Source organism: Paenibacillus thermotolerans, from assembly GCF_028745515.1.
Classification (GTDB): Bacteria; Bacillota; Bacilli; order Paenibacillales; family YIM-B00363; genus Paenibacillus_AE; species Paenibacillus_AE thermotolerans.
The window spans coordinates 157343-174846 of record NZ_JAQZSG010000008.1 but is presented as its reverse complement, the minus strand read 5'-3'; the positions used below and the strand labels follow the sequence as shown (position 1 = coordinate 174846).

Here is a 17504-nt window from a genome sequence, read left to right as displayed (position 1 = left end):
TGAAACTAAGTTTTGTACGTTAATTGGTCAGTTGTAGAAAAAAAATGCCGTAGTTGCCGAAGCAATCGCGTCTCCAGCCTATGGACCAGATTGTCCGAAAGGATTCCGTGGCCAACCCAAAAGCCGATGCCAATCATGCCGAGCGCGGCCGGGTCGCGCACGCCGATAGCCAGCGGAACAGCCGCCGCGAGCAGCACGCCCCATATGAGGAGCGCCGACTTCATCGTCTCCAGCCGCAGCTTCCATTCGTCGCCAAGCTGGAGAATGGTCATTCGTTTGCGAAGTTGGTGCAAATAAGCGCGTAGAATCGGTACGCGTTCGCATAGGCGATACAACTGCTGCAACACGCTATGCAGCGCTTGCTTCTTGCGGGCTTTGCCCGGTTTGCGCAGCGCTTCATACCGCCGAACGGCCTCCACGTCCGAACCGTGGCGGGATACCCATTGAAATGCCGCCACCATCGCGAGGAACAGCACCGTCGCTGCGCCCAGCAATAGAGACAGCCATTCAAGTTTCATCGCCATCCCCCCAATAAACCGCCAAAAACGCTTCGAACGCCGCCTGGTCCGGCCCGGCGAGGCATGCGGCGATTTCCTTGCGGCTTCGCTCGGACAACGGATGAACAGCGACATAGCGTCCGTCGCGGTATTCGATAACGTTCCGCGCGACGTATAGCGGGCGGTCCGTCGAGCGGCGGAAATATTCCAGCATCGTCTCCATGAACGCCGTCATTTTCTCCTCGGTCGTCGTTTTGTAGCGGAACGTCTCCGGGTAGGCTGTTTCCTGCTCCAACGGGACGCATTCGGTAATTCGTTCGATGTAGCGATGTCCGTCCGCGTCCCGCCTGAGGTGAATGTCGAAGTTGATGACGCTCACGACCTGCTGCTCCGCCACTTTTTCGTTCGTAAACACCCCTGTCTTCAGCAACGAGTTGCGCAGCGAATAGACGAGATCGCGGAACGTTTTGGCATGATGCGTAAACAAGGTGAACAGCGAAGCGACCTGCGCCATCTGCACCATCCAGGCCGCAACCGGGTCGGTCGCCACTTCTCCCAAAATATTGACCGAGCCGTCCGTTTTTTTCTGGATGTCCAGACCGTCCTGCCCGGAGATCGTTTCGGTTTCCCGCAAGCTTAAAATGTTGCGTTCCCGGTATATTTTCCGAAGTTGAAGCTCAAAGCTCATTTCCTGCACCCGGATCGGCAAGATGGCTGGAATGTAGCGCACCATGGCCATCAAGAGCGTCGTTTTGCCGCTGCCCTGCGCGCCGGTAATGGCCGTAATGCGCTCGCCCATGACGAGATATCGGATCAGCCCGATGGGAAGCTCAGCGTTGTCGTCCTGGATCAATTGTTCCAGCGTGGCGTTTTGCACATCGAATTTGCGCACAAAAAAAGCCCACGATTCGCTGAACCGGGGGCGCAGCACGACGACGCGGGAGCCATCGGCCATTTCGTTCACCTTGAAGCCGCTCGCCTCAGACAATTGGCCGGGAAAGTTATGTTTGTACACGTTCTGGCACACGCGTCTCAGTTCTTCCTCCGAGCCGAAGGACAGGAAGCTCAAATGAATGGATTTCCCTTTATAAAACAGCCATACGCTGTCATGCGACCTCGGCACCTCGGAAAGCTGCGCTTCCTCCTCCAGGCTCCATTCGCCTTCCCACATCGAGGGCGGGATGCCGGAGACGCCCCCCGATACGCCGTCGATTTTCATGTCGCGGATTTCGTCGATGACGCTAAACCCTTTGTACTGCTGGTAGATCCGCTGCACAACGATCTGCGTTTTGTCCCCGGCAGACAGCCTGCGCGCTTCCTGCTTGTAAATATCGCGAATTTCGTCGGCGGTAATCCGGTACGACTCAGTCTCTTCGCCTTCCAGGCTCCGTTTGGGGCGGTCCAGCTCATATTTGCGGATCAGTTCGTCCAGCGCTTTCAAACGATGTTGTTTCTTAAACAGAAAGAGCAGGATATCAAACTGATCTTGCGATGTGAGCGCCTGCGGGTCGTCAAACGGCAGTAGGCGATTCAGATTATTGTCGTCCAGATGGTAGCGCTGTTCGAGTAAATCAGCGATTACCTGCTTCACATACGCCTTGTCCCGCAAATCTCCGGACGTGCAGCCCCGCAGCGCTTTTTTCAATTCTGCCCGCTTGTTTTTGCGGCGCCGGTATTCTTCTTCCGACAAGCCGAAGTCGATCAGGTTGCTGCTCGTCATCTCATGCAGCGCTTCTTTCACATATACGGTCATCGCATCCAGTGTGTAAACCGGCTTTTCGTCCGGCCGCTCCGGCAAACGGCGGCTCATGCGCAAATAAAGCATGATGCCGACTGCGACGAGGATGCCCCCGATAAGCAAACCGTTCAGCACGAACATCATCGTCCATCGTCCTCCCTCCCGCCGAAAAGAGGCTTGTCTAATCCAGCGTGCTGGATGATCGCCTGCGCCAATGCCCGTACTTGTTGCATAAAGAGACTGTTTTTATGATTGCGCGGCACTTTCCGGTTACGAAATAAAAAATGTATTGCGTCTCCTTGCTGGGTGGCATCAAGCCATCCCGTATTATGAACAATCGGGTACGCAGGCTCCCGTCGGTGGAACTGACGCATGATGTTTTTGACGGTAAACGCCGAGCGAGGGTCATATTGCCCGAATACGAGCAAAAGCTTCCGGTTTGATAGAACCTGCGCCTCTACCATCGGAAAAACTTGCTCCAGTTTGAGCGCATTTTGTGGTAGACAAACGACCAACAATTCCGCCTGACGCAGCAATGTCCGTGTCCATTCCGACACGTTGCCGCTTCCGCCGTCCAGCAACACCACATCGTAAGCGCGTTTTGTCAGTTCCAAGAGCGGTCCGAGCCAATCCTGCGCGGATGAAACAAACGATACGTCCGGCTTGTTCGATCCCCGCAGAATATCGAGGCGAGCAACGGCAACGTATAATCCCGCAGCATTTTCGGTTCCAGCTTGCGGTTTTGCAGAAGCCTCAGCAGCGCGTCGACGCCCGCGTCAGGCGGGGCGTCCGCTTTATTTATCCAGGATCGCCTCGGGTAAAAGCCGCGTTCAATGGCAGCATATTCGCTTTGCAAATGCCCAAGCAACAAAAGGCGCGAGGAGTATTCCAATCCGAGCAGCGCCGCGGCTGCAATCAGGTTGCTCGTCGTACCGGCCTGTCCCGGTACCGGACTCCAAAACACCACGGTATAACCCATTTGCTTCATCTCCTTTCGTGCAACATTCCTGGATTCACCCGCGTCTTCGAGACCGCGCCCATGCCCGCCGGGCAGTTTTGACATCGCACTCAAACAACTGTTGAAGCATGTCCAGCACGTTCCGGCGATACGCCCCGGACAGCCGCCTGATGTCGATGCGGCCATGATGCTGGTTGTCCAGTTCGACCGACATATCCCGTTCGTCCAGCGGAAAGCGGAACACGGTGTCCTCCCAACGTATCGCCTGCTGCGGCAGCAGCGAATCGATATACGACTCGGGTATGGCGATCGGCAGAGTGGGAGCAATCAGTTTGTAAAACGAAAGCGGCTGACCTTCCGCTTCGTGAAGGCACAGCCGCTGCATCAGTTCCGCGTTTTTATGCATGCCGAGTCGGCTCCAATTGCTGCACCAAACCCGCTTGTCGTATCCCGGCAACTCTCGTCCTTTCACAAATTCAGTGTGATCGGTGTCGAGCAGCATGACATCGTATGCTGTTTCGCCTCCGGCTTGAAACAAAGAACGTTCCAATTGCGCTGGCGTGATGAGCCCGGTCGCCACATCGATGCCTTCAAACTCCCGCAGCGAACAGCCAAAATCCGTTCGCGGCAAATAGCCTTGCATGGACTGGGCAAGGGCGGAATCCACGATCAGCACCTTTCGCTCCATCGCCGTGAGCAGCTTGCCCAGCACAAGGAGCAGGTGGCTTTTGTCCGGCGCGCCAAAAAATACGACTTTTTTCATGACGGCCTCCTTCACTGATTAAAAATTTGCTCCAATTTATCCACTTTTGCACGCTCTCCAGACGGTGAAGCTGGTGCCGGTTCTGTTGAAACAGATGATGTAGACTCCGCTGACGTTTCCGGCCGATTCTCACTCGTCGTTGTCGGAACGGAAGAGGAGGGCAGCGGCTGCGCAGCTGGCGGTTCCTGATCGACCGTAGCCGTTGCGCCTGCCGGTGGCGGCGATAGGGTCGCCTCATGCATGGCATTGCCTTGCTGCGTGACAATCCGTTCGTTTTGCAATTGCTGCTGAACCGTTACGCTGCCGCTCGTTACGCGCAGTTTGTCCGACTCGCTCATCGCCTTCAGATTGTCGTCCAGTGTCGTTCGCAGTTGGCGGGCAAGCTCGGTTGTCGCTTTTTCGAGCAGGTTCGGATCATGTTCCATCAAATCGAGCACCGTCGGATTGGCGGGATAATTGACTACCGCCGATTCCTGCAAGCCCGGCTCGATGTAGGGCAGGGCATACAGCCGCGCGCCTTGCAAGTAGGCATCGATGATCGCGCTTGAAGTCCGTAATATATCCAGCTCGTTCATTTCCAGCCAGATGACATTGCCGGACAACTCCCGCGCCTTCTTCTTCGCCAGCAAGACAAAATCCTCGCCAGTCGGGAAGTTGATTCGCACGTCGATGTACTGTCCCTTTTGCAGATTGGAGGGAAGCTGAATGACATGAAACTCCTGCACGCGCAAATCCTTCGGGATCGGCGCGCTCTCGTACAGCATGGAAGGCATCAACGGCGTGCCTGGCTGTAATTCGATTTTGGCGCTTTTGCCGATGACCGCATTCTGATCGGTAATCATCCCTTGCGGTACCAGATTCGCAGGCAGCGGGACAGACTTGAGGTCTTCCGCCTTCACCGTGTCACCGGCAGGAATGGTGCGCGCCACAGTCCAAACGCTTCTGCGCGATTGTTCCTTTATCGATTTCAGTTCTTCGATTTGCTTTTCATAATGTTCCTTCATTTGCTGCTGTTTCTGCTCTTGCTCAGATTGCTTAATCAGAGAATAGATGGCAGCAGCCGCAAGTAAACAAACGCTTACGGCAATCGCGACGATTATAAGGGTCTTGCGGTGCCGATAAGTCCACGACATCGCTCACGTCTCCTTTCAAACCGAGATTGAAGTGCTATCGAATGACTTTACCGGGCTTCGTCACGGCGCTTCGGCTTTTGCTGAGTTCCAATCTGATGCTGCTCCAGTTTTTCTTGCGCCCATGCAGGCATATGCTCCGGTTTTATCAGACCCATAAAATCCTCCCGATTCCAGCGAGCCTCTTCACCGGTATACAGATTTAACACGTAGACGGCGCGACCTCGGGAATTGGCAGAGGTGCCAAAACCGCTTAGTGCCAGCACAAGCTGGTTAACAGCGGTGCGATATTCGGGTCGCAACCGTTCCGGTCGGATGACAACAACCTGGTTGTCAATACCCATCTCTTCGCGAATCGGCTGGCATTGGGCTTGGGTAAGGGGAGATAGGGGCACCTTGACACTGGTCCTTTCTTCTTTGAGATCCTCCAGCTCGCATTGCACGCGGGAAACAAAGTCATGCACGGCCTCAAGATAATCCGCGCCGACTGCAAACGCGTAAAATTGCTCGACACCCAACGAATTGTTTCGGGTGCAGGTACAAACCATGTACGGACGTTCGGCATTGGTTTCGTCTATGCCAAGCAGCACTTCCACCTTCCCGATGGAGATGGCCTGAACGACTTCATAGTTGTCCACCATTCGCTTTATTTCTTCCATTGTCCGTCCTCATCTCCTGGAAAATTGCGGTCATTCTTCGTTCCCGGGCTTCGCTTTGATTGACCGGTTTCACGAGATTTCTTGTTTCGCGTGCGCGGCTGCTCGGTCTCATCCTCCAAAACTTCAAAGCGGTTGAACCCCGGCTTTTCTTGCATCAGGCGCTCATATTGACGACGCCTCCCTTTCGTGAAATACACCATGAATCGCCTCCCCAAAAATGGGCATAAAAAAGCTCTCCGTCCTAGGGGAGAGTGCCTGCCGAACAGGATACATGCTAACGTTCCTGTTCCCGTTGCCGTTTTTTATACCAGCTTTCCAACAGATGTACGATCAGGTCTTCCTTTTGCTTTTCGGTGAAGTCCCTCGGAAAGAAACGGTCGATCCGCTCGCGCCGAATGGTCATCTTTTCTTTCTGGTTCGGCTTCTCCTCTGTGAGAATCGAGAAGATGACATCCACGTTAAGCCGCCCGTCCTGACTCAGTTTTTTCATGCGCTGCGCCTGCGCCAGCGAAGGCGTGCAGTCTTCGGACTGCATCGTTTCGTACAGGGCTTTCTGTTCTTCTTCGGCCAAGTATGAAAGTTCTACGGCCGGATTGAAGGCGATCCGTTTATCGTCTACCATTTCGAGAATGGAGGGGGTTAGTTCGGTAAGACGGATATAGCGCTGGATTTGATTGCGACTTTCCCCTGCCTGATCTGCCAACAATTGATCGGACCGCTTTTGTGTCCCAATTTGGGACACATTTTCTCTATTAGGTCTGCCTGCCTGTCTCTTCATCGCCTCCAACTTCATCTTATAGGCGAATGCTTTCTCGCTTGGCGCAATATTTTCCCGTTGCAGGTTGCTGTCCACCATGATGATCGTCGCCTGATCGTCGTCCAGTTCGCGGACGATGCAGGGCATCGTTTCTCTGCCTGCCAGTTCACTCGCTTTTTTACGACGATGCCCGGCTACCATTTCATAGCCGCCGTCCGTCTTCGGACGTACCAGGCCGGGAACGAGAATGCCGTATTGTTTTACGCTGTCTGCCATTTCCAACATAGCTTCGTCCGCCTTCACCTTGAACGGATGTCCGGGAAAATCGCTGATTTCCGACAATGGTATTTCCATCACCTTTTCCCGCTGCTGGTCGGCGCGGCTCTCCTCCGTCGAGAATAAATCAGCGACTGTGGTCAGTTTGATGCTGGCGCGCATGTCGTCTTTCGCTGCCAATGCTTTGCACCTCCTTCGTAAAGGCGGCATAAGCCTCCGCAGCTTTCCCATCCGGATCATGGACGTAGATGCTTTTCCCCTTGGCGCTTGTTTCCGCCGCGCGAACAGATAAGGGGATTTCGGTGTTGAACACGCGCAGCTTGTCGCCGTAGTCGCGCCGAAGAATAAAGGAAATGTCTTTGGCAAATTTCGTCCGACTGTCTACCATAGTGAGCAGCACGCCATCCAAAACCAACTTCGGGTTGATCTGCCTGCGCACACGGGCAATGGTCTGCAAGAGCTGCGTCATTCCCTTGGCGGGCAAATAGTGTGCTTGAACAGGGATAATGACACTGTCTGCTGCCGCCAGCGCATTGATGGTCAACATGCCCAAACTCGGCATGCAATCGATCAGCACGTAGTCGTAATCGGCTTTAACCGAATCGATGTACGAACGCAAAATCGTTTCTCTGCTCATCGTATTGACGAGCGATACTTCAACAGCGGACAATTCAATATTGCCTGGCATCAGGTCAACGCCTTCATGGTGATGCAAAATACCTTCCCGCGCTTCATAGGATTCTTCCAGCATCGTCTTCGCCAGCAATGTCGCCAAAGATAACGATAAATTATCCGGTTCGTGGAACCCTAACGAATCCGTCAGGTTGCCTTGCGCGTCCGCATCGACCAGCAGAACCTTTTTCCCATCGGCTGCCAAACCGATCCCCAGGTTGACCGCCGTTGTGGTCTTGCCCACGCCGCCTTTCTGATTGGCAAGGGCGATCACCTTGGTCATCTTATGCTTCTCCTTTCACGCAAAAAGCCGGTTGCGCTGATATTTCAGGGCAACCGGCTTTTTGAATAGTATCTATATAAAAAGAGAACGCCGCATAAAGGGCGTCCTCTTGAATATTCAAGTCCATATCGTATAAGTAGTTTGCCTTAGTGTTTGGAAATGCAATGCCATTCGTAAACGGTTAGGAGCCGCAGTGTTAGTGTTCTTCAGCTGACATTGCAATTGCTTTTGTTTCATGAACTGTACCAAATGGATGCTCGGGCGGCGCATAAATGACGTAAACTTTTAGCGGTGTATTTCCTGTATTGGTTACATTGTGCCATTTTCCAGCAGGTATCATGATGGCATAGTCATCATAGGCCATTTCTTGAAAATCTAATTTATCTTTGCTATCACCCATTTGAACAAGTCCTTGGCCTTCTTCAATACGTATGAATTGATCGGTAGTTGGATGGACTTCTAGGCCGATGTCATCGCCAACGTTAATGCTCATCAAAGTCACTTGAAAATGTTTCCCTGTCCATATAGCGGTGCGGAACGTATTGTTTTGTTTAGCGGCTTGGTCAATATTTACTACAAATGGTTTTGTTCCAAAATCCATAAATTTAGGGAATCTATAATATGGATAACGGTTGCTAATGAACCAGTTATAGTAATGCGGGTTCCAATTATAGCCCCAATAATTGTAATTCAAATTACTATGCATAGGATGATGCCACGGACTGTGAGAGCCTGTATTCAGGTACATATTCATTCCTCTCTCTTCTTAGGATTCATGATTTACCTTTTATCCTATGCGGTTGCCTATTGTTAAGGAATACAAATGTACAATAATGGGCTATAACCCAAATGGCGACGCTAAACAAGCGGCTAATCCTATGCATTCAACATTTCTACACACCCGACGTCCAAATCCAGGTCCAAAACGACGGAAACCTCAATTTTGTCTTTGAGCACCTTATTTTTGAAGTCGCTGCCGTCTGCCGTGAAAGTCATAAAACGCGCAAAGTGTTGAAAATAAAGGATTTCTACGTATCGATTCGTTGCATTCCTATTACGCACTCCACATGCCCCGTATGCGGGAACATATCCACCGGCTGCGCTTCAATGGTACGGAAGCCGCCGTCTTCGAGGATGCGTAGGTCGCGGGCGAGCGTGGACGGGTTGCACGACACGTACACGACTCGCCGAGGCCGCATCGCGACGATGGTGTCGAGCAGGGCGGCGTCGCAGCCCTTGCGGGGCGGGTCGACGACGATGACATCGGCGTCGATGCCTTCCGCGCGCCAAGCGGGGATCACGGCTTCGGCCCGGCCAACGGCGAACTCGACGTTCGCTATGCCGTTCAGCCGTGCGTTCGCGCGAGCGTCCTCCACGGCGTCGGGCACGATCTCGACGCCGTACACATGCCGCGCCCGTCCCGCCAGGAACAGCGAAATCGTCCCGATGCCGCAATAGGCATCGATCACCGTCTCCTCGCCGGTCAAGCCGGCGTAGTCGAGCGCGGTGCGGTACAGCACCTCGGTCTGCACCGGGTTCACCTGATAGAACGACCGCGCCGATATCGCAAACCGCACGCCGCCGATCGTATCGACGATCGTGTCTTTGCCCCAAAGCGTCATCGTCCGCTCGCCGTACACAAGCCGGGTCCGCTCCGGATTCACGTTCAAGCAAATACTGGCGACACCCGGCATTTCATCCCGAATGCGGCCCACAAACGCCCTTAAACCCGGCACATCAGCAGCGGTCCCCACCAGCACGACCATCAACTCTTCCGTCGCGAACCCGTACTTCACGACGACATGCCGCATCCAGCCGGTATGCGATTTTTCATCGTACGCTTCAATCCCGAGCTCACGCGCGATGCGCTTCACCGCCGCCACCGCTTCATCGTTCCGCTCATGCTGAATCAAACAAGCGTCCATATCGGCGATGTCGTGAGAGCCCATAGCATAAAATCCGCCCACCAGTCCGCCCTCGGACAAGTCCAATCCGATCGGCACCTGCGCTTTGTTCCGATAGCGCCACGGCTCGTCCATGCCGATCACCGGATGCACGACAACGCCGCCCTCGGAACCTACCTTCAGCTTCCCGATCCGCTCCAGCGCATCGACGACCATCCGCCTCTTCCACTCCAGCTGCGCCGGATAAGCCATATGCTGCAGCTGGCACCCGCCGCACTGCTCATAGATCGGGCAAGGCGGGGCCACGCGATCGGTGCTCGAAACCAACACCTGAAGCAGCTCGGCCCGTCCGAACTGCTTCTTTACTTCCGATACGCGCGCCTTTACCCGCTCGCCCGGAAGCGCGCCCGGTATAAACAGCGTGAACCCTTCAACGCGACCGACGCCTTCCCCTTCATGCGCAAGACCGATCACGTCCGCTTCCACAATCTGATTTATCTCAACGGGTGCGGAAACCGCCCGCACACTCTTACCGGAAGTAGTAAGGCCGGGGCCTCTGCGGTCCCGACCGTCCGTATGACTATATTTCTTCAAGCTGATTCCACACTCCGCTCATCATTACTCCGCCGCCCGGGGTAAAACCGATGCTGCTCGGACCGGACTGGCCCGGCCTTGCATGATAACCCTGTCCCCCGGAAGGAAAAAACAAGTCGAGATGCCCCGGCAGCACCTCGATTTCGCAAGGCAACGTTCCGCCGAATTCGCCGTCTACGTTCAGCTGCACGTAATCCTTCGACTCGATCGTGACATACTTCGTTTGAAAATGAACGACCAGCGGATCGTTCACTCTCTCCCCCCGAAGCAGGTGCGTAACGATCCGGATAAAGTCGGCGAGCGTACACCTGCGAAGCAAAAACACATCCATCAACCCGTCATCGATGCGCGCATCCGGGGCCAGCCGCTCGAAGCCGCCGACGGAGCTCGTATTCGCCACAAGGAACAGCATAAAGTCCTCGTGGAGCATCATCTCCGCGCTGCGGATCGTCAGCTCGATCGGCCGAAACCGCGGGAGCTTCTCAAGCCCCTTCATATAATACGCAAGCTGTCCGAGAACCGTCTTCATCTTGCTCGGAACCTCGTACGTCAGCTCCGTCAAAGAGCCTCCGCCCGCAATATTAATGAAATACCGGTTGTTGAGCCGCCCGATGTCGACCGCCCGCGCATGCCCCTCGGCGATAATATCGATCGCCCCGTCCCAAGAACGCGGGATGCCCAGCGCTCTTGCCAGGTCGTTCGTCGTCCCCACAGGCAAAATGCCGAGCGGCGGCCGCTTCTCCGCTTCCGCCAGGCCGGAAACGACCTCGTTGATCGTTCCGTCCCCGCCCGCCGCAATGACAATGTCAAAGCCGCGCCGCGCCGCCTCCGCCGCCGCCTTCGTCGCATCCCCCGCGCCTGCGGTTGCGTGCGTGGACGTCTCGTAGCCATAGCCCTCAAGACGCTGCAGCACGTCCGGCAGCCTTCTTCTCATCTCTTCCCGCCCGGACGTCGGATTGTAGATTAGTCTCGCTCTTTTCGCCATACGTTTTCTGTTTCCTCCAGCTTCTCCGCGATGCGCCGCTCCATCCAGTGCGTCAAGAGTGGGTGCGGCAGCAGCGAACGGCCGTTATATCGAACATCATACCCTTCAAATCGCGCCGGTATGACTTTTTCGGTAAAATATCCCTCGCTCACAAACAGCGGCACGACCAGCACGTCCGATTCCGGACGCTTCTTCCCCCAAAGCTTCAGCTTCCACGGAATTTGATTCGGCAGCAGCATGGCGCCATCCGCCGCCGCGAAGCCGCCCTTCTCCTTCAGCCGCTGCGCGATACGTTCGAGCATCCCCCGCCATACCGAATGAAACCCTTTGAGCATGCTGCCGTGGCCGACGACCAATACGATCTCGCGGTCGGGCCGTTTGGATAAGGGAATCATTTTCTCATACAAAATGTCCGCAATATCCGGATCGGCATCGATCGGCGCACACCAATGTATACGCGAGCGCAGCCGGTATGGTGTCAAATCGGTTTCGATGCGGCAATGCTCCTTCGCGCCGAGCGCCCACGATATTTCCTCGACATGCCCGCTCCCGGACGAAATAAAAAGCGGAACGGCAATAATATCCGTTACGCCCTGCGCCTCCAGCTCGTCGATGCCGTCCTGAATGAGCCGCCCTTCAACAATTTCCAGGAAAGCGCCTACAACCGGAAAGTCCCAAACGGTCCGAAGCGGCTGAATCGCTTCATCGACAAGGCGGACCCATTCCCGATTGCGGGAGCCGTGAGAAATGACGAGTACGCCGACGCGAGCCATGAAGTTACCTTCCAAGCCGCTCCAGCGTAAATTTATAACCGTCGTTGCCGTAGTTGAGGCACCGTTTTACCCGGGAAATAGTCGCCGTGCTCGCTCCCGTCTCGGTTTCGATCTGATTGTATGTGCTTCCCTTACGTAGCATGCGCGCAACCTCAAGGCGCTGCGACAGCGATTGGATTTCGTTCACCGTGCATAGATCGTCAAAAAATAAATAGCATTCCTCAAGGTCCTTTAGTGTAAGAATCGCTTCAAAAAGCTGATCGATCGATTTATCGTTTAATTTTTTAAGCTGCACTGCCAAGTTCCTCCTCAGTCGGACGTTAACGCATTAAAATTTTACATCACTATAGTAGCATGCTTCGGTTCCGCAAGAAAGCCCCTTGTACGTTCTTTTGACACCGGGACATTAGTCCATACCAAACGGTAGGCGTTCACATAGAGTGTTGTATGTAAGCCTAAGAACCTTATAAAAGGACAGTGAGCGCGGTGAATAAACGAGTACATGTCAGAAACACCCCGTATTACGACGGTGCGCAAATACGAGCATTAACACCACAACCGGGCGCATTCCAGCAGCCGTTCGGCATGCCGATGGATTTCGGCGGACCGGCGCCCGGAATTTTCGGCGCACCGCCCGGAGGCGCCTTCCCTCCCGCACCTGCCGGCGGCCAGGGAGGCGGCTTATTAGGAGCACTATTCGGCGGCGGCGGTGGCGGCGGTGGCGGCGGTGCCGGTGGAGCCGGCGGAGCGATCCCCGGGCTGCTGAACAGCCTGAGCAATATTCGCCAAATTATCGACCGCATGGGCGGCATCGACGGCGTACTGGAAAATGTCCAGAAGGCGCATAAAATTATGGGCACCCTTCAAGAGATGGGTCCCATGGTGAAGCTTCTGTTCGGAAGCCTCAGAAAATCGAACAACAACGAGAGCGAGGAGGCCGAGCTGCCCCGCCGCCGCCGCAGACGCCGCAGAAGAAGAACCAATTCTTCGCGCCGCAGAAGGTAGATACAGCCGCATGCGCTAAAAAAGCGCCCGATCCTGCTTCGGGCGCTTTCGCCGTTCCACTCCTATGGCCGATACTGCAATCGCTCTTCCATTCCGGGCTTGTCCGGAATAATCAAGAAGTGAGTCTGACCCGGAACCAAACCGACCTCTTCATTGTTGATGTAAAGCCGGATCGCATCGTCCGTCCGATTGCGTCTCCACTCCGCCGGCCGAACCTTGCCCTGCTGGAAAATCTTCGCCTTGCCGCCGGCCGACAAATCGACCGCCCGGCGTCCGACATCGTCCAACACTTTATGCGGCGCTTCCATCACCACCACATTGGCGGCCGATAGTTGCTCATTATTGTTAAGGTCGGTGTGCGGCTCGTCGTTGATGAATCGCTTGTAAACCTTTTGCTCGGAATCATATTGGTACGATACTTTATATGACTTCAGAAGGAACGTGAGGTCGAAAGCGGACGCGACTTCCCCTTCTGCGGCAGCATCCTCGGGCAAAAAAGAAAACGATCGAATATTGGTCGCCGCTGTGGCGAACTTTTTCTTCTCTACGCCTTTTCCGATGTTCTCCAGGTTCGTGTACAGATTGTGAGGCGCTTTTCTGGACTTGTCCCGCCAATAGTAGGGGCCCGCATTCGTGATTTCATCCAAATGATCCAAGCCTTCCTTCTTCAGCATGGCGTAGCCGTCCGGACTGCCGCCTGCATGAATGTCGATGGCGTCGAAGCTTTTGCCGATATCGATGAAATAAGGTCGAATGCTTCTGACCGGTCCGATCGCTCCGTCGAACGTATGGCTCTGGAATACGGCGAGAATCCGCGTAATTTCCCCTTCCGCAAGCACCTCGTAAAATAGGTCGGCCTGGCTTAATCCGGATTGCGGACGGGCTTTCGAATGATTATTGATCACAAGTAAAAAAGGACGCGATTCTACCGGACGATCCAGTCCTAACCCGGTTAACGGAGCGGTAAAGGCCGGCTTAGGAGGTTCTTCCGGAATTTCTTGCTCTGCGGGAGGGGGCGTTTCGGGCTCGGTCGGTTCCTCGGCGGCGCCTCTGCCGCAGGCGGCCAGTAAACATACGATGGATAGTGTTAGCGTTGCTAGCAGCCATTTTTTCATGTCATCACCTGACTCTATAATAGACTAGCATCGGCACGATGGGAATCATATTTCAGAAAAAAGCCGCCCCGCAGCCATTCGAACGAACGGCCGAGAGCGGCTTCTATTAGGTTATCTGAGCGCTTTTTTTCCGATGTCGCTGCGGTATTGCTTGCCTTCGTAGCGAATGCGGTCGACGTCCGCGTACGCCTTGCGGCGCGCTTCCTCGATCGTTGCGCCGGTGGCCGTTACGCCGAGCAGCCTGCCGCCGTTCGTGACGACGCGGCCGTCCTGCAGCGCGGTGCCGGCATGGAATACGGCCGATTCCTTTACGTCGTCGAGTCCGTCAATCGGATCGCCTTTCTTGTAGGAGCCCGGATAACCGCCCGCCGCAAGCACGACGCATACGGCCGAATCGTTGCTCCACTTCGGTTCGATGTCTTGGAGGCGGCCGTTGACAGTCGCTTCGAACAGCTCCGCCAAATCTGATTCCAGACGGGATAAAACGACCTGCGTTTCGGGATCGCCGAAGCGGCAGTTGAATTCGATCGTCTTGGGACCGTCGGCCGTAATCATGAGCCCCGCGAACAGCACCCCGCGAAACGGACGGCCTTCCTTAACCATCGCCTCCGCCGTCGGCTTGACGATCGTCTCGATCGCTTCGTCGTATATGTTTTGCGGAATGTGCGGCACCGGGGAATACGTTCCCATTCCCCCCGTATTCGGCCCCTTGTCGTTGTCGAATATCGGCTTATGGTCCTGCGCAGGCGGCATCGGCTTAACGACGCTGCCGTCTACGAAACTTAGGATGCTCATTTCTTCGCCTTGCAGAAACTGCTCGACGACGACCTTGTCTCCCGCTTCGCCGAACGCTTTATCGAGCATGATCGTGCGCAGCGCTTCCTCCGCCTCTTCGAGTGTGGACGCTACTGTTACGCCTTTGCCTGCCGCGAGCCCGTCCGCTTTAATGACGATCGGCGCGCCTTGTTTGCGGGTGTAGGCGAGCGCTTCCTCGAAGCTGTCGAACGTTTCGTAGGCGGCGGTCGGGATGTCGTATTTTTTCAGCAGCTCTTTGGTGAACGCCTTGCTGCCTTCGATGATGGCGGCGTTTTTGCGCGGACCGAACACTTTTATGCCCGCAGCCTCGAGCTCATCGGCGAGACCCGCGAACAGCGGATCCTCAGGGCCGACGACGGCAAGGTCGATGCTGTTTTGCTTTGCGAACGCGACGAGCTCTTGGAAGTTATTTTCGTTGATCGGTGCGCATTCTGCGGTTTGCGCGATGCCTGCGTTTCCTGGTGCGCAGTACAGCTTATTCACCTTCGGGCTTTGCTTCAGCTTCCAGCAGATCGTATGCTCGCGTCCGCCCCGTCCTACCACGAGGATGTTCATCGTGACGTTCTCCCCTCTGTCCGTGTTAGTGCTTAAAGTGGCGCACGCCGGTGAACACCATGGCGATGCCGGCCGCGTTCGCCGCGGCGATCGATTCTTCGTCCTTCACCGAGCCGCCCGGCTGAATGATCGCTTTGATGCCGGATTTGCCCGCGAGCTCCACCGTATCTCCCATCGGGAAAAACGCGTCCGAAGCCATGACCGAGCCGTTCGCCTTTTCGCCGGCTTGCTCAATGGCGATGCGCGCGGAGCCGACGCGGTTCATTTGGCCGGCGCCGACGCCGATCGTCATGTTATCGCGTGCAAGCACGATGGCGTTCGACTTCACGTGTTTGACAACCTTCCAGGCAAACAGCAGCTGCTTCAGCTCTTCTTCGGTCGGTGCTCGTTCGGTCACGACACGGATTTCGTCTTCTTTGACTTGGAGGGTGTCCGTGCTCTGCAGCAGCGCTCCGCCTTCTACCGATGTGAGCTGGTGCCGGTCCTGTGTCGGTACGAACGGAAGCTTGAGCAGGCGGATGTTTTTCTTTTTCGTGAGCGCCTGCATCGCCTCTTGTGTGAAGTCCGGCGCGATGATGATCTCCAGGAAAATTTCGCTCAGCTTCGCCGCCGTCGCTCCGTCGATCGCGCGGTTGGCCGCGACGATGCCGCCGAAGATGGACGTCGGGTCGGCTTCGTACGCTTTCGTATACGCTTCGAAGATGTCGGCCCCGATGCCAACGCCGCACGGGTTCATATGTTTGACGGCAACTACGGCCGGCTCGTTGAACTCTCTTAGGATGTTGAGGGCGGCATTCGCGTCGTTGATGTTGTTGTACGAAAGCTCTTTGCCGTGGAGCTGCTCCGCGTTAGCGAGACTGCCCGCTCCGGCAAGAGGCTTCTTATAAAATGCCGCGCTTTGATGAGGATTTTCTCCATACCGCAGGTCTTGCACCTTTTCGTAGGTGACGGTTACGCGCTCCGGGAATTCCTCACCGAGGCGTTCCGTGAGATAACCTGCAATGAGTGCGTCGTAGGCTGCGGTGTGGCGGAACGTTTTGGCGGCGAGCTTTTTGCGGGTTTCGAGCGTTGTATCGCCGTTAGCCGCCAGCTCGGAAAGCACCTGCTCGTAGTCGGCGCTGTCGACGACGACGGTGACGAAGGCGTGGTTTTTCGCCGCAGAGCGAAGCATGGACGGACCGCCGATGTCGATATTTTCGATCGCTTCCTCGTACGGCACGTTCGGCTTGGAGATTGTTTGCTGGAACGGATACAGGTTGACCGCTACCAGGTCGATGTAGCCTAAGTTCAGCTCCTCCATTTGCTTGCGGTGCTCCTCGCTGGAGCGGACGGACAGCAACCCGCTGTGCACTGCCGGGTGCAGCGTTTTTACGCGGCCGTCCAATATTTCAGGGAAGCCCGTTACATCTGAGATCCCTGTTACCGGGATGCCCTTGCCCTCCAGCATCGTCTTCGTGCCGCCGGTGGAGATGATTTCAAAGCCGAGCTTCACAAGCTCCGCCGCAAAATGCTCCACACCCGTCTTGTCCGATACGCTGATCAATGCTCGTTTGTTCGCCACGTTCGTACCTCCTGGTTGGTTTGTTTGTATTGTTTGTATGTGTTTATATGTGTTTAAACCGATGCCGTTAGCACCAGGTTTTGGTGCTAGCGCTTGGCCGATCACCTCGAACGGAACTTTATTCCGCTGCAACCTCCACACCGCCAAACTAGCTGCTTCCAACGGAACTTCCTTCCGTTGTTCTCCTCCGCACCGCATGGCCGACCACCTCGAACGGAACTTTATTGGTGGTGTCCGCAGGACATGAGAGTTTTTGCTGCTAACTCTGGTTGAACCGGCCGCCCGCAGAGTATTTGCACTAGCTTTTGGTGCTAACCCCGGATCGTCTTCTTCATCCGGTTTTCACCGCCGAGGTTAACGGAACAAATTGTCCGCTAAAACCCGCCGCGCCCCTAAAATAGGCCAATTAACGGAACGAGTTGTCCGCTAATCGCCCGAAAACCGCCGAAAATCGGCGATTTAA

19 protein-coding genes are annotated in these 17504 nt (G+C 55.3%); 1 reads left to right on the top strand and 18 read right to left on the bottom strand.

The window, feature by feature from the left end; translation table 11 throughout:
• Positions 1-5: 5 nt before the first annotated feature.
• From PT964_RS09350 to PT964_RS09280, 15 genes are all read right to left on the bottom strand, one after another.
• A complete protein-coding gene (locus PT964_RS09350; protein WP_274363084.1) occupies positions 6-518 on the bottom strand; it encodes a hypothetical protein in 513 nt (170 codons plus the stop codon).
• Complete coding sequence (locus tag PT964_RS09345; protein ID WP_274363083.1) at positions 508-2379, bottom strand: ATPase, T2SS/T4P/T4SS family; 1872 nt, start codon at positions 2377-2379, stop codon at positions 508-510. The genes PT964_RS09350 and PT964_RS09345 overlap by 11 nt, the downstream gene beginning before the upstream one ends.
• Complete coding sequence (locus PT964_RS09340) at positions 2376-2849, bottom strand: P-loop NTPase family protein (protein ID WP_274363082.1); 474 nt, start codon at positions 2847-2849, stop codon at positions 2376-2378. The genes PT964_RS09345 and PT964_RS09340 overlap by 4 nt, the downstream gene beginning before the upstream one ends.
• Complete coding sequence (locus tag PT964_RS09335; protein WP_274363081.1) at positions 2840-3214, bottom strand: hypothetical protein; 375 nt, start codon at positions 3212-3214, stop codon at positions 2840-2842. The genes PT964_RS09340 and PT964_RS09335 overlap by 10 nt, the downstream gene beginning before the upstream one ends.
• A 34-nt stretch (positions 3215-3248) precedes the next feature.
• Positions 3249-3956, bottom strand: coding sequence for a hypothetical protein (locus PT964_RS09330; RefSeq protein ID WP_274363080.1), 708 nt, complete (start codon positions 3954-3956; stop codon positions 3249-3251).
• A gap of 11 nt (positions 3957-3967) precedes the next feature.
• Positions 3968-5089, bottom strand: coding sequence for an SAF domain-containing protein (locus PT964_RS09325; protein ID WP_274363079.1), 1122 nt, complete (start codon positions 5087-5089; stop codon positions 3968-3970).
• 47 nt (positions 5090-5136) lie between these two features.
• Complete coding sequence (locus tag PT964_RS09320; RefSeq protein WP_274363078.1) at positions 5137-5745, bottom strand: hypothetical protein; 609 nt, start codon at positions 5743-5745, stop codon at positions 5137-5139.
• The gene (locus PT964_RS09315; RefSeq protein ID WP_274363077.1) at positions 5733-5942 is read right to left on the bottom strand and encodes a hypothetical protein; all 210 of its coding nucleotides are present in this window, start codon (positions 5940-5942) and stop codon (positions 5733-5735) included. Before PT964_RS09315 ends, PT964_RS09320 begins: the two co-directional genes overlap by 13 nt.
• 77 nt (positions 5943-6019) lie before the next feature.
• Positions 6020-6958, bottom strand: a complete 939-nt coding sequence (locus PT964_RS09310; RefSeq protein WP_482194166.1) for a ParB/RepB/Spo0J family partition protein — start codon at positions 6956-6958, stop codon at positions 6020-6022.
• Entirely contained in the window at positions 6906-7733 is an 828-nt protein-coding gene (locus tag PT964_RS09305) for a ParA family protein (protein WP_274363076.1), read from the bottom strand. The genes PT964_RS09310 and PT964_RS09305 overlap by 53 nt, the downstream gene beginning before the upstream one ends.
• Before the next feature lie 196 nt (positions 7734-7929).
• Positions 7930-8481 carry a cupin domain-containing protein gene (locus PT964_RS09300; protein WP_274363092.1) on the bottom strand — a complete coding sequence of 184 codons (552 nt, stop codon included), beginning with the start codon at positions 8479-8481 and terminating at the stop codon, positions 7930-7932.
• Positions 8482-8761: 280 nt separating this feature from the next.
• Entirely contained in the window at positions 8762-10237 is a 1476-nt protein-coding gene (gene rlmD / locus PT964_RS09295; RefSeq protein ID WP_425262693.1) for a 23S rRNA (uracil(1939)-C(5))-methyltransferase RlmD, read from the bottom strand.
• Positions 10218-11216, bottom strand: coding sequence for a diacylglycerol kinase (locus tag PT964_RS09290; RefSeq protein ID WP_274363075.1), 999 nt, complete (start codon positions 11214-11216; stop codon positions 10218-10220). Before PT964_RS09290 ends, rlmD begins: the two co-directional genes overlap by 20 nt.
• Positions 11195-11989, bottom strand: a complete 795-nt coding sequence (locus PT964_RS09285; RefSeq protein WP_274363074.1) for a sirohydrochlorin chelatase — start codon at positions 11987-11989, stop codon at positions 11195-11197. The genes PT964_RS09290 and PT964_RS09285 overlap by 22 nt, the downstream gene beginning before the upstream one ends.
• 4 nt (positions 11990-11993) lie before the next feature.
• Positions 11994-12284: a YerC/YecD family TrpR-related protein gene (locus PT964_RS09280; RefSeq protein WP_274363073.1), complete on the bottom strand. Its 291-nt coding sequence runs from the start codon at positions 12282-12284 to the stop codon at positions 11994-11996.
• A 191-nt stretch (positions 12285-12475) separates the two neighbouring features.
• Here PT964_RS09280 and PT964_RS09275 point away from each other — a divergent pair, with 191 nt between their 5' ends.
• Positions 12476-12994 carry a hypothetical protein gene (locus tag PT964_RS09275; RefSeq protein ID WP_274363072.1) on the top strand — a complete coding sequence of 173 codons (519 nt, stop codon included), beginning with the start codon at positions 12476-12478 and terminating at the stop codon, positions 12992-12994.
• Between the two features lie 62 nt (positions 12995-13056).
• On the opposite strand, the gene PT964_RS09270 is transcribed toward PT964_RS09275, so the two are convergent.
• The 3 genes from PT964_RS09270 to purH form a co-directional block, all read right to left on the bottom strand.
• Positions 13057-14109 carry a DUF3048 domain-containing protein gene (locus tag PT964_RS09270; protein ID WP_274363071.1) on the bottom strand — a complete coding sequence of 351 codons (1053 nt, stop codon included), beginning with the start codon at positions 14107-14109 and terminating at the stop codon, positions 13057-13059.
• A 111-nt stretch (positions 14110-14220) separates the two neighbouring features.
• A complete protein-coding gene (purD, locus tag PT964_RS09265) occupies positions 14221-15480 on the bottom strand; it encodes a phosphoribosylamine--glycine ligase (protein WP_274363070.1) in 1260 nt (419 codons plus the stop codon).
• Between the two features lie 25 nt (positions 15481-15505).
• Positions 15506-17041, bottom strand: coding sequence for a bifunctional phosphoribosylaminoimidazolecarboxamide formyltransferase/IMP cyclohydrolase (gene purH / locus PT964_RS09260; protein WP_274363069.1), 1536 nt, complete (start codon positions 17039-17041; stop codon positions 15506-15508).
• Positions 17042-17504 lie beyond the last annotated feature (463 nt).

Excerpts from the sequence above, each read along its gene's own strand:
- PT964_RS09350 (WP_274363084.1), bottom strand. The coding sequence starts at position 518 with ATGAAACTTGAATGGCTGTCTCTATTGCTGGGCGCAGCGACGGTGCTG.
- PT964_RS09345 (WP_274363083.1), bottom strand. The coding sequence starts at position 2,379 with ATGATGTTCGTGCTGAACGGTTTGCTTATCGGGGGCATCCTCGTCGCA.
- PT964_RS09335 (WP_274363081.1), bottom strand. The coding sequence starts at position 3,214 with ATGGGTTATACCGTGGTGTTTTGGAGTCCGGTACCGGGACAGGCCGGT.
- PT964_RS09330 (WP_274363080.1), bottom strand. The coding sequence starts at position 3,956 with ATGAAAAAAGTCGTATTTTTTGGCGCGCCGGACAAAAGCCACCTGCTC.
- PT964_RS09325 (WP_274363079.1), bottom strand. The coding sequence starts at position 5,089 with ATGTCGTGGACTTATCGGCACCGCAAGACCCTTATAATCGTCGCGATT.
- PT964_RS09320 (WP_274363078.1), bottom strand. The coding sequence starts at position 5,745 with ATGGAAGAAATAAAGCGAATGGTGGACAACTATGAAGTCGTTCAGGCC.
- PT964_RS09305 (WP_274363076.1), bottom strand. The coding sequence starts at position 7,733 with ATGACCAAGGTGATCGCCCTTGCCAATCAGAAAGGCGGCGTGGGCAAG.
- PT964_RS09300 (WP_274363092.1), bottom strand. The coding sequence starts at position 8,481 with ATGTACCTGAATACAGGCTCTCACAGTCCGTGGCATCATCCTATGCAT.
- PT964_RS09290 (WP_274363075.1), bottom strand. The coding sequence starts at position 11,216 with ATGGCGAAAAGAGCGAGACTAATCTACAATCCGACGTCCGGGCGGGAA.
- PT964_RS09285 (WP_274363074.1), bottom strand. The coding sequence starts at position 11,989 with ATGGCTCGCGTCGGCGTACTCGTCATTTCTCACGGCTCCCGCAATCGG.
- PT964_RS09270 (WP_274363071.1), bottom strand. The coding sequence starts at position 14,109 with ATGAAAAAATGGCTGCTAGCAACGCTAACACTATCCATCGTATGTTTA.
- purD (WP_274363070.1), bottom strand. The coding sequence starts at position 15,480 with ATGAACATCCTCGTGGTAGGACGGGGCGGACGCGAGCATACGATCTGC.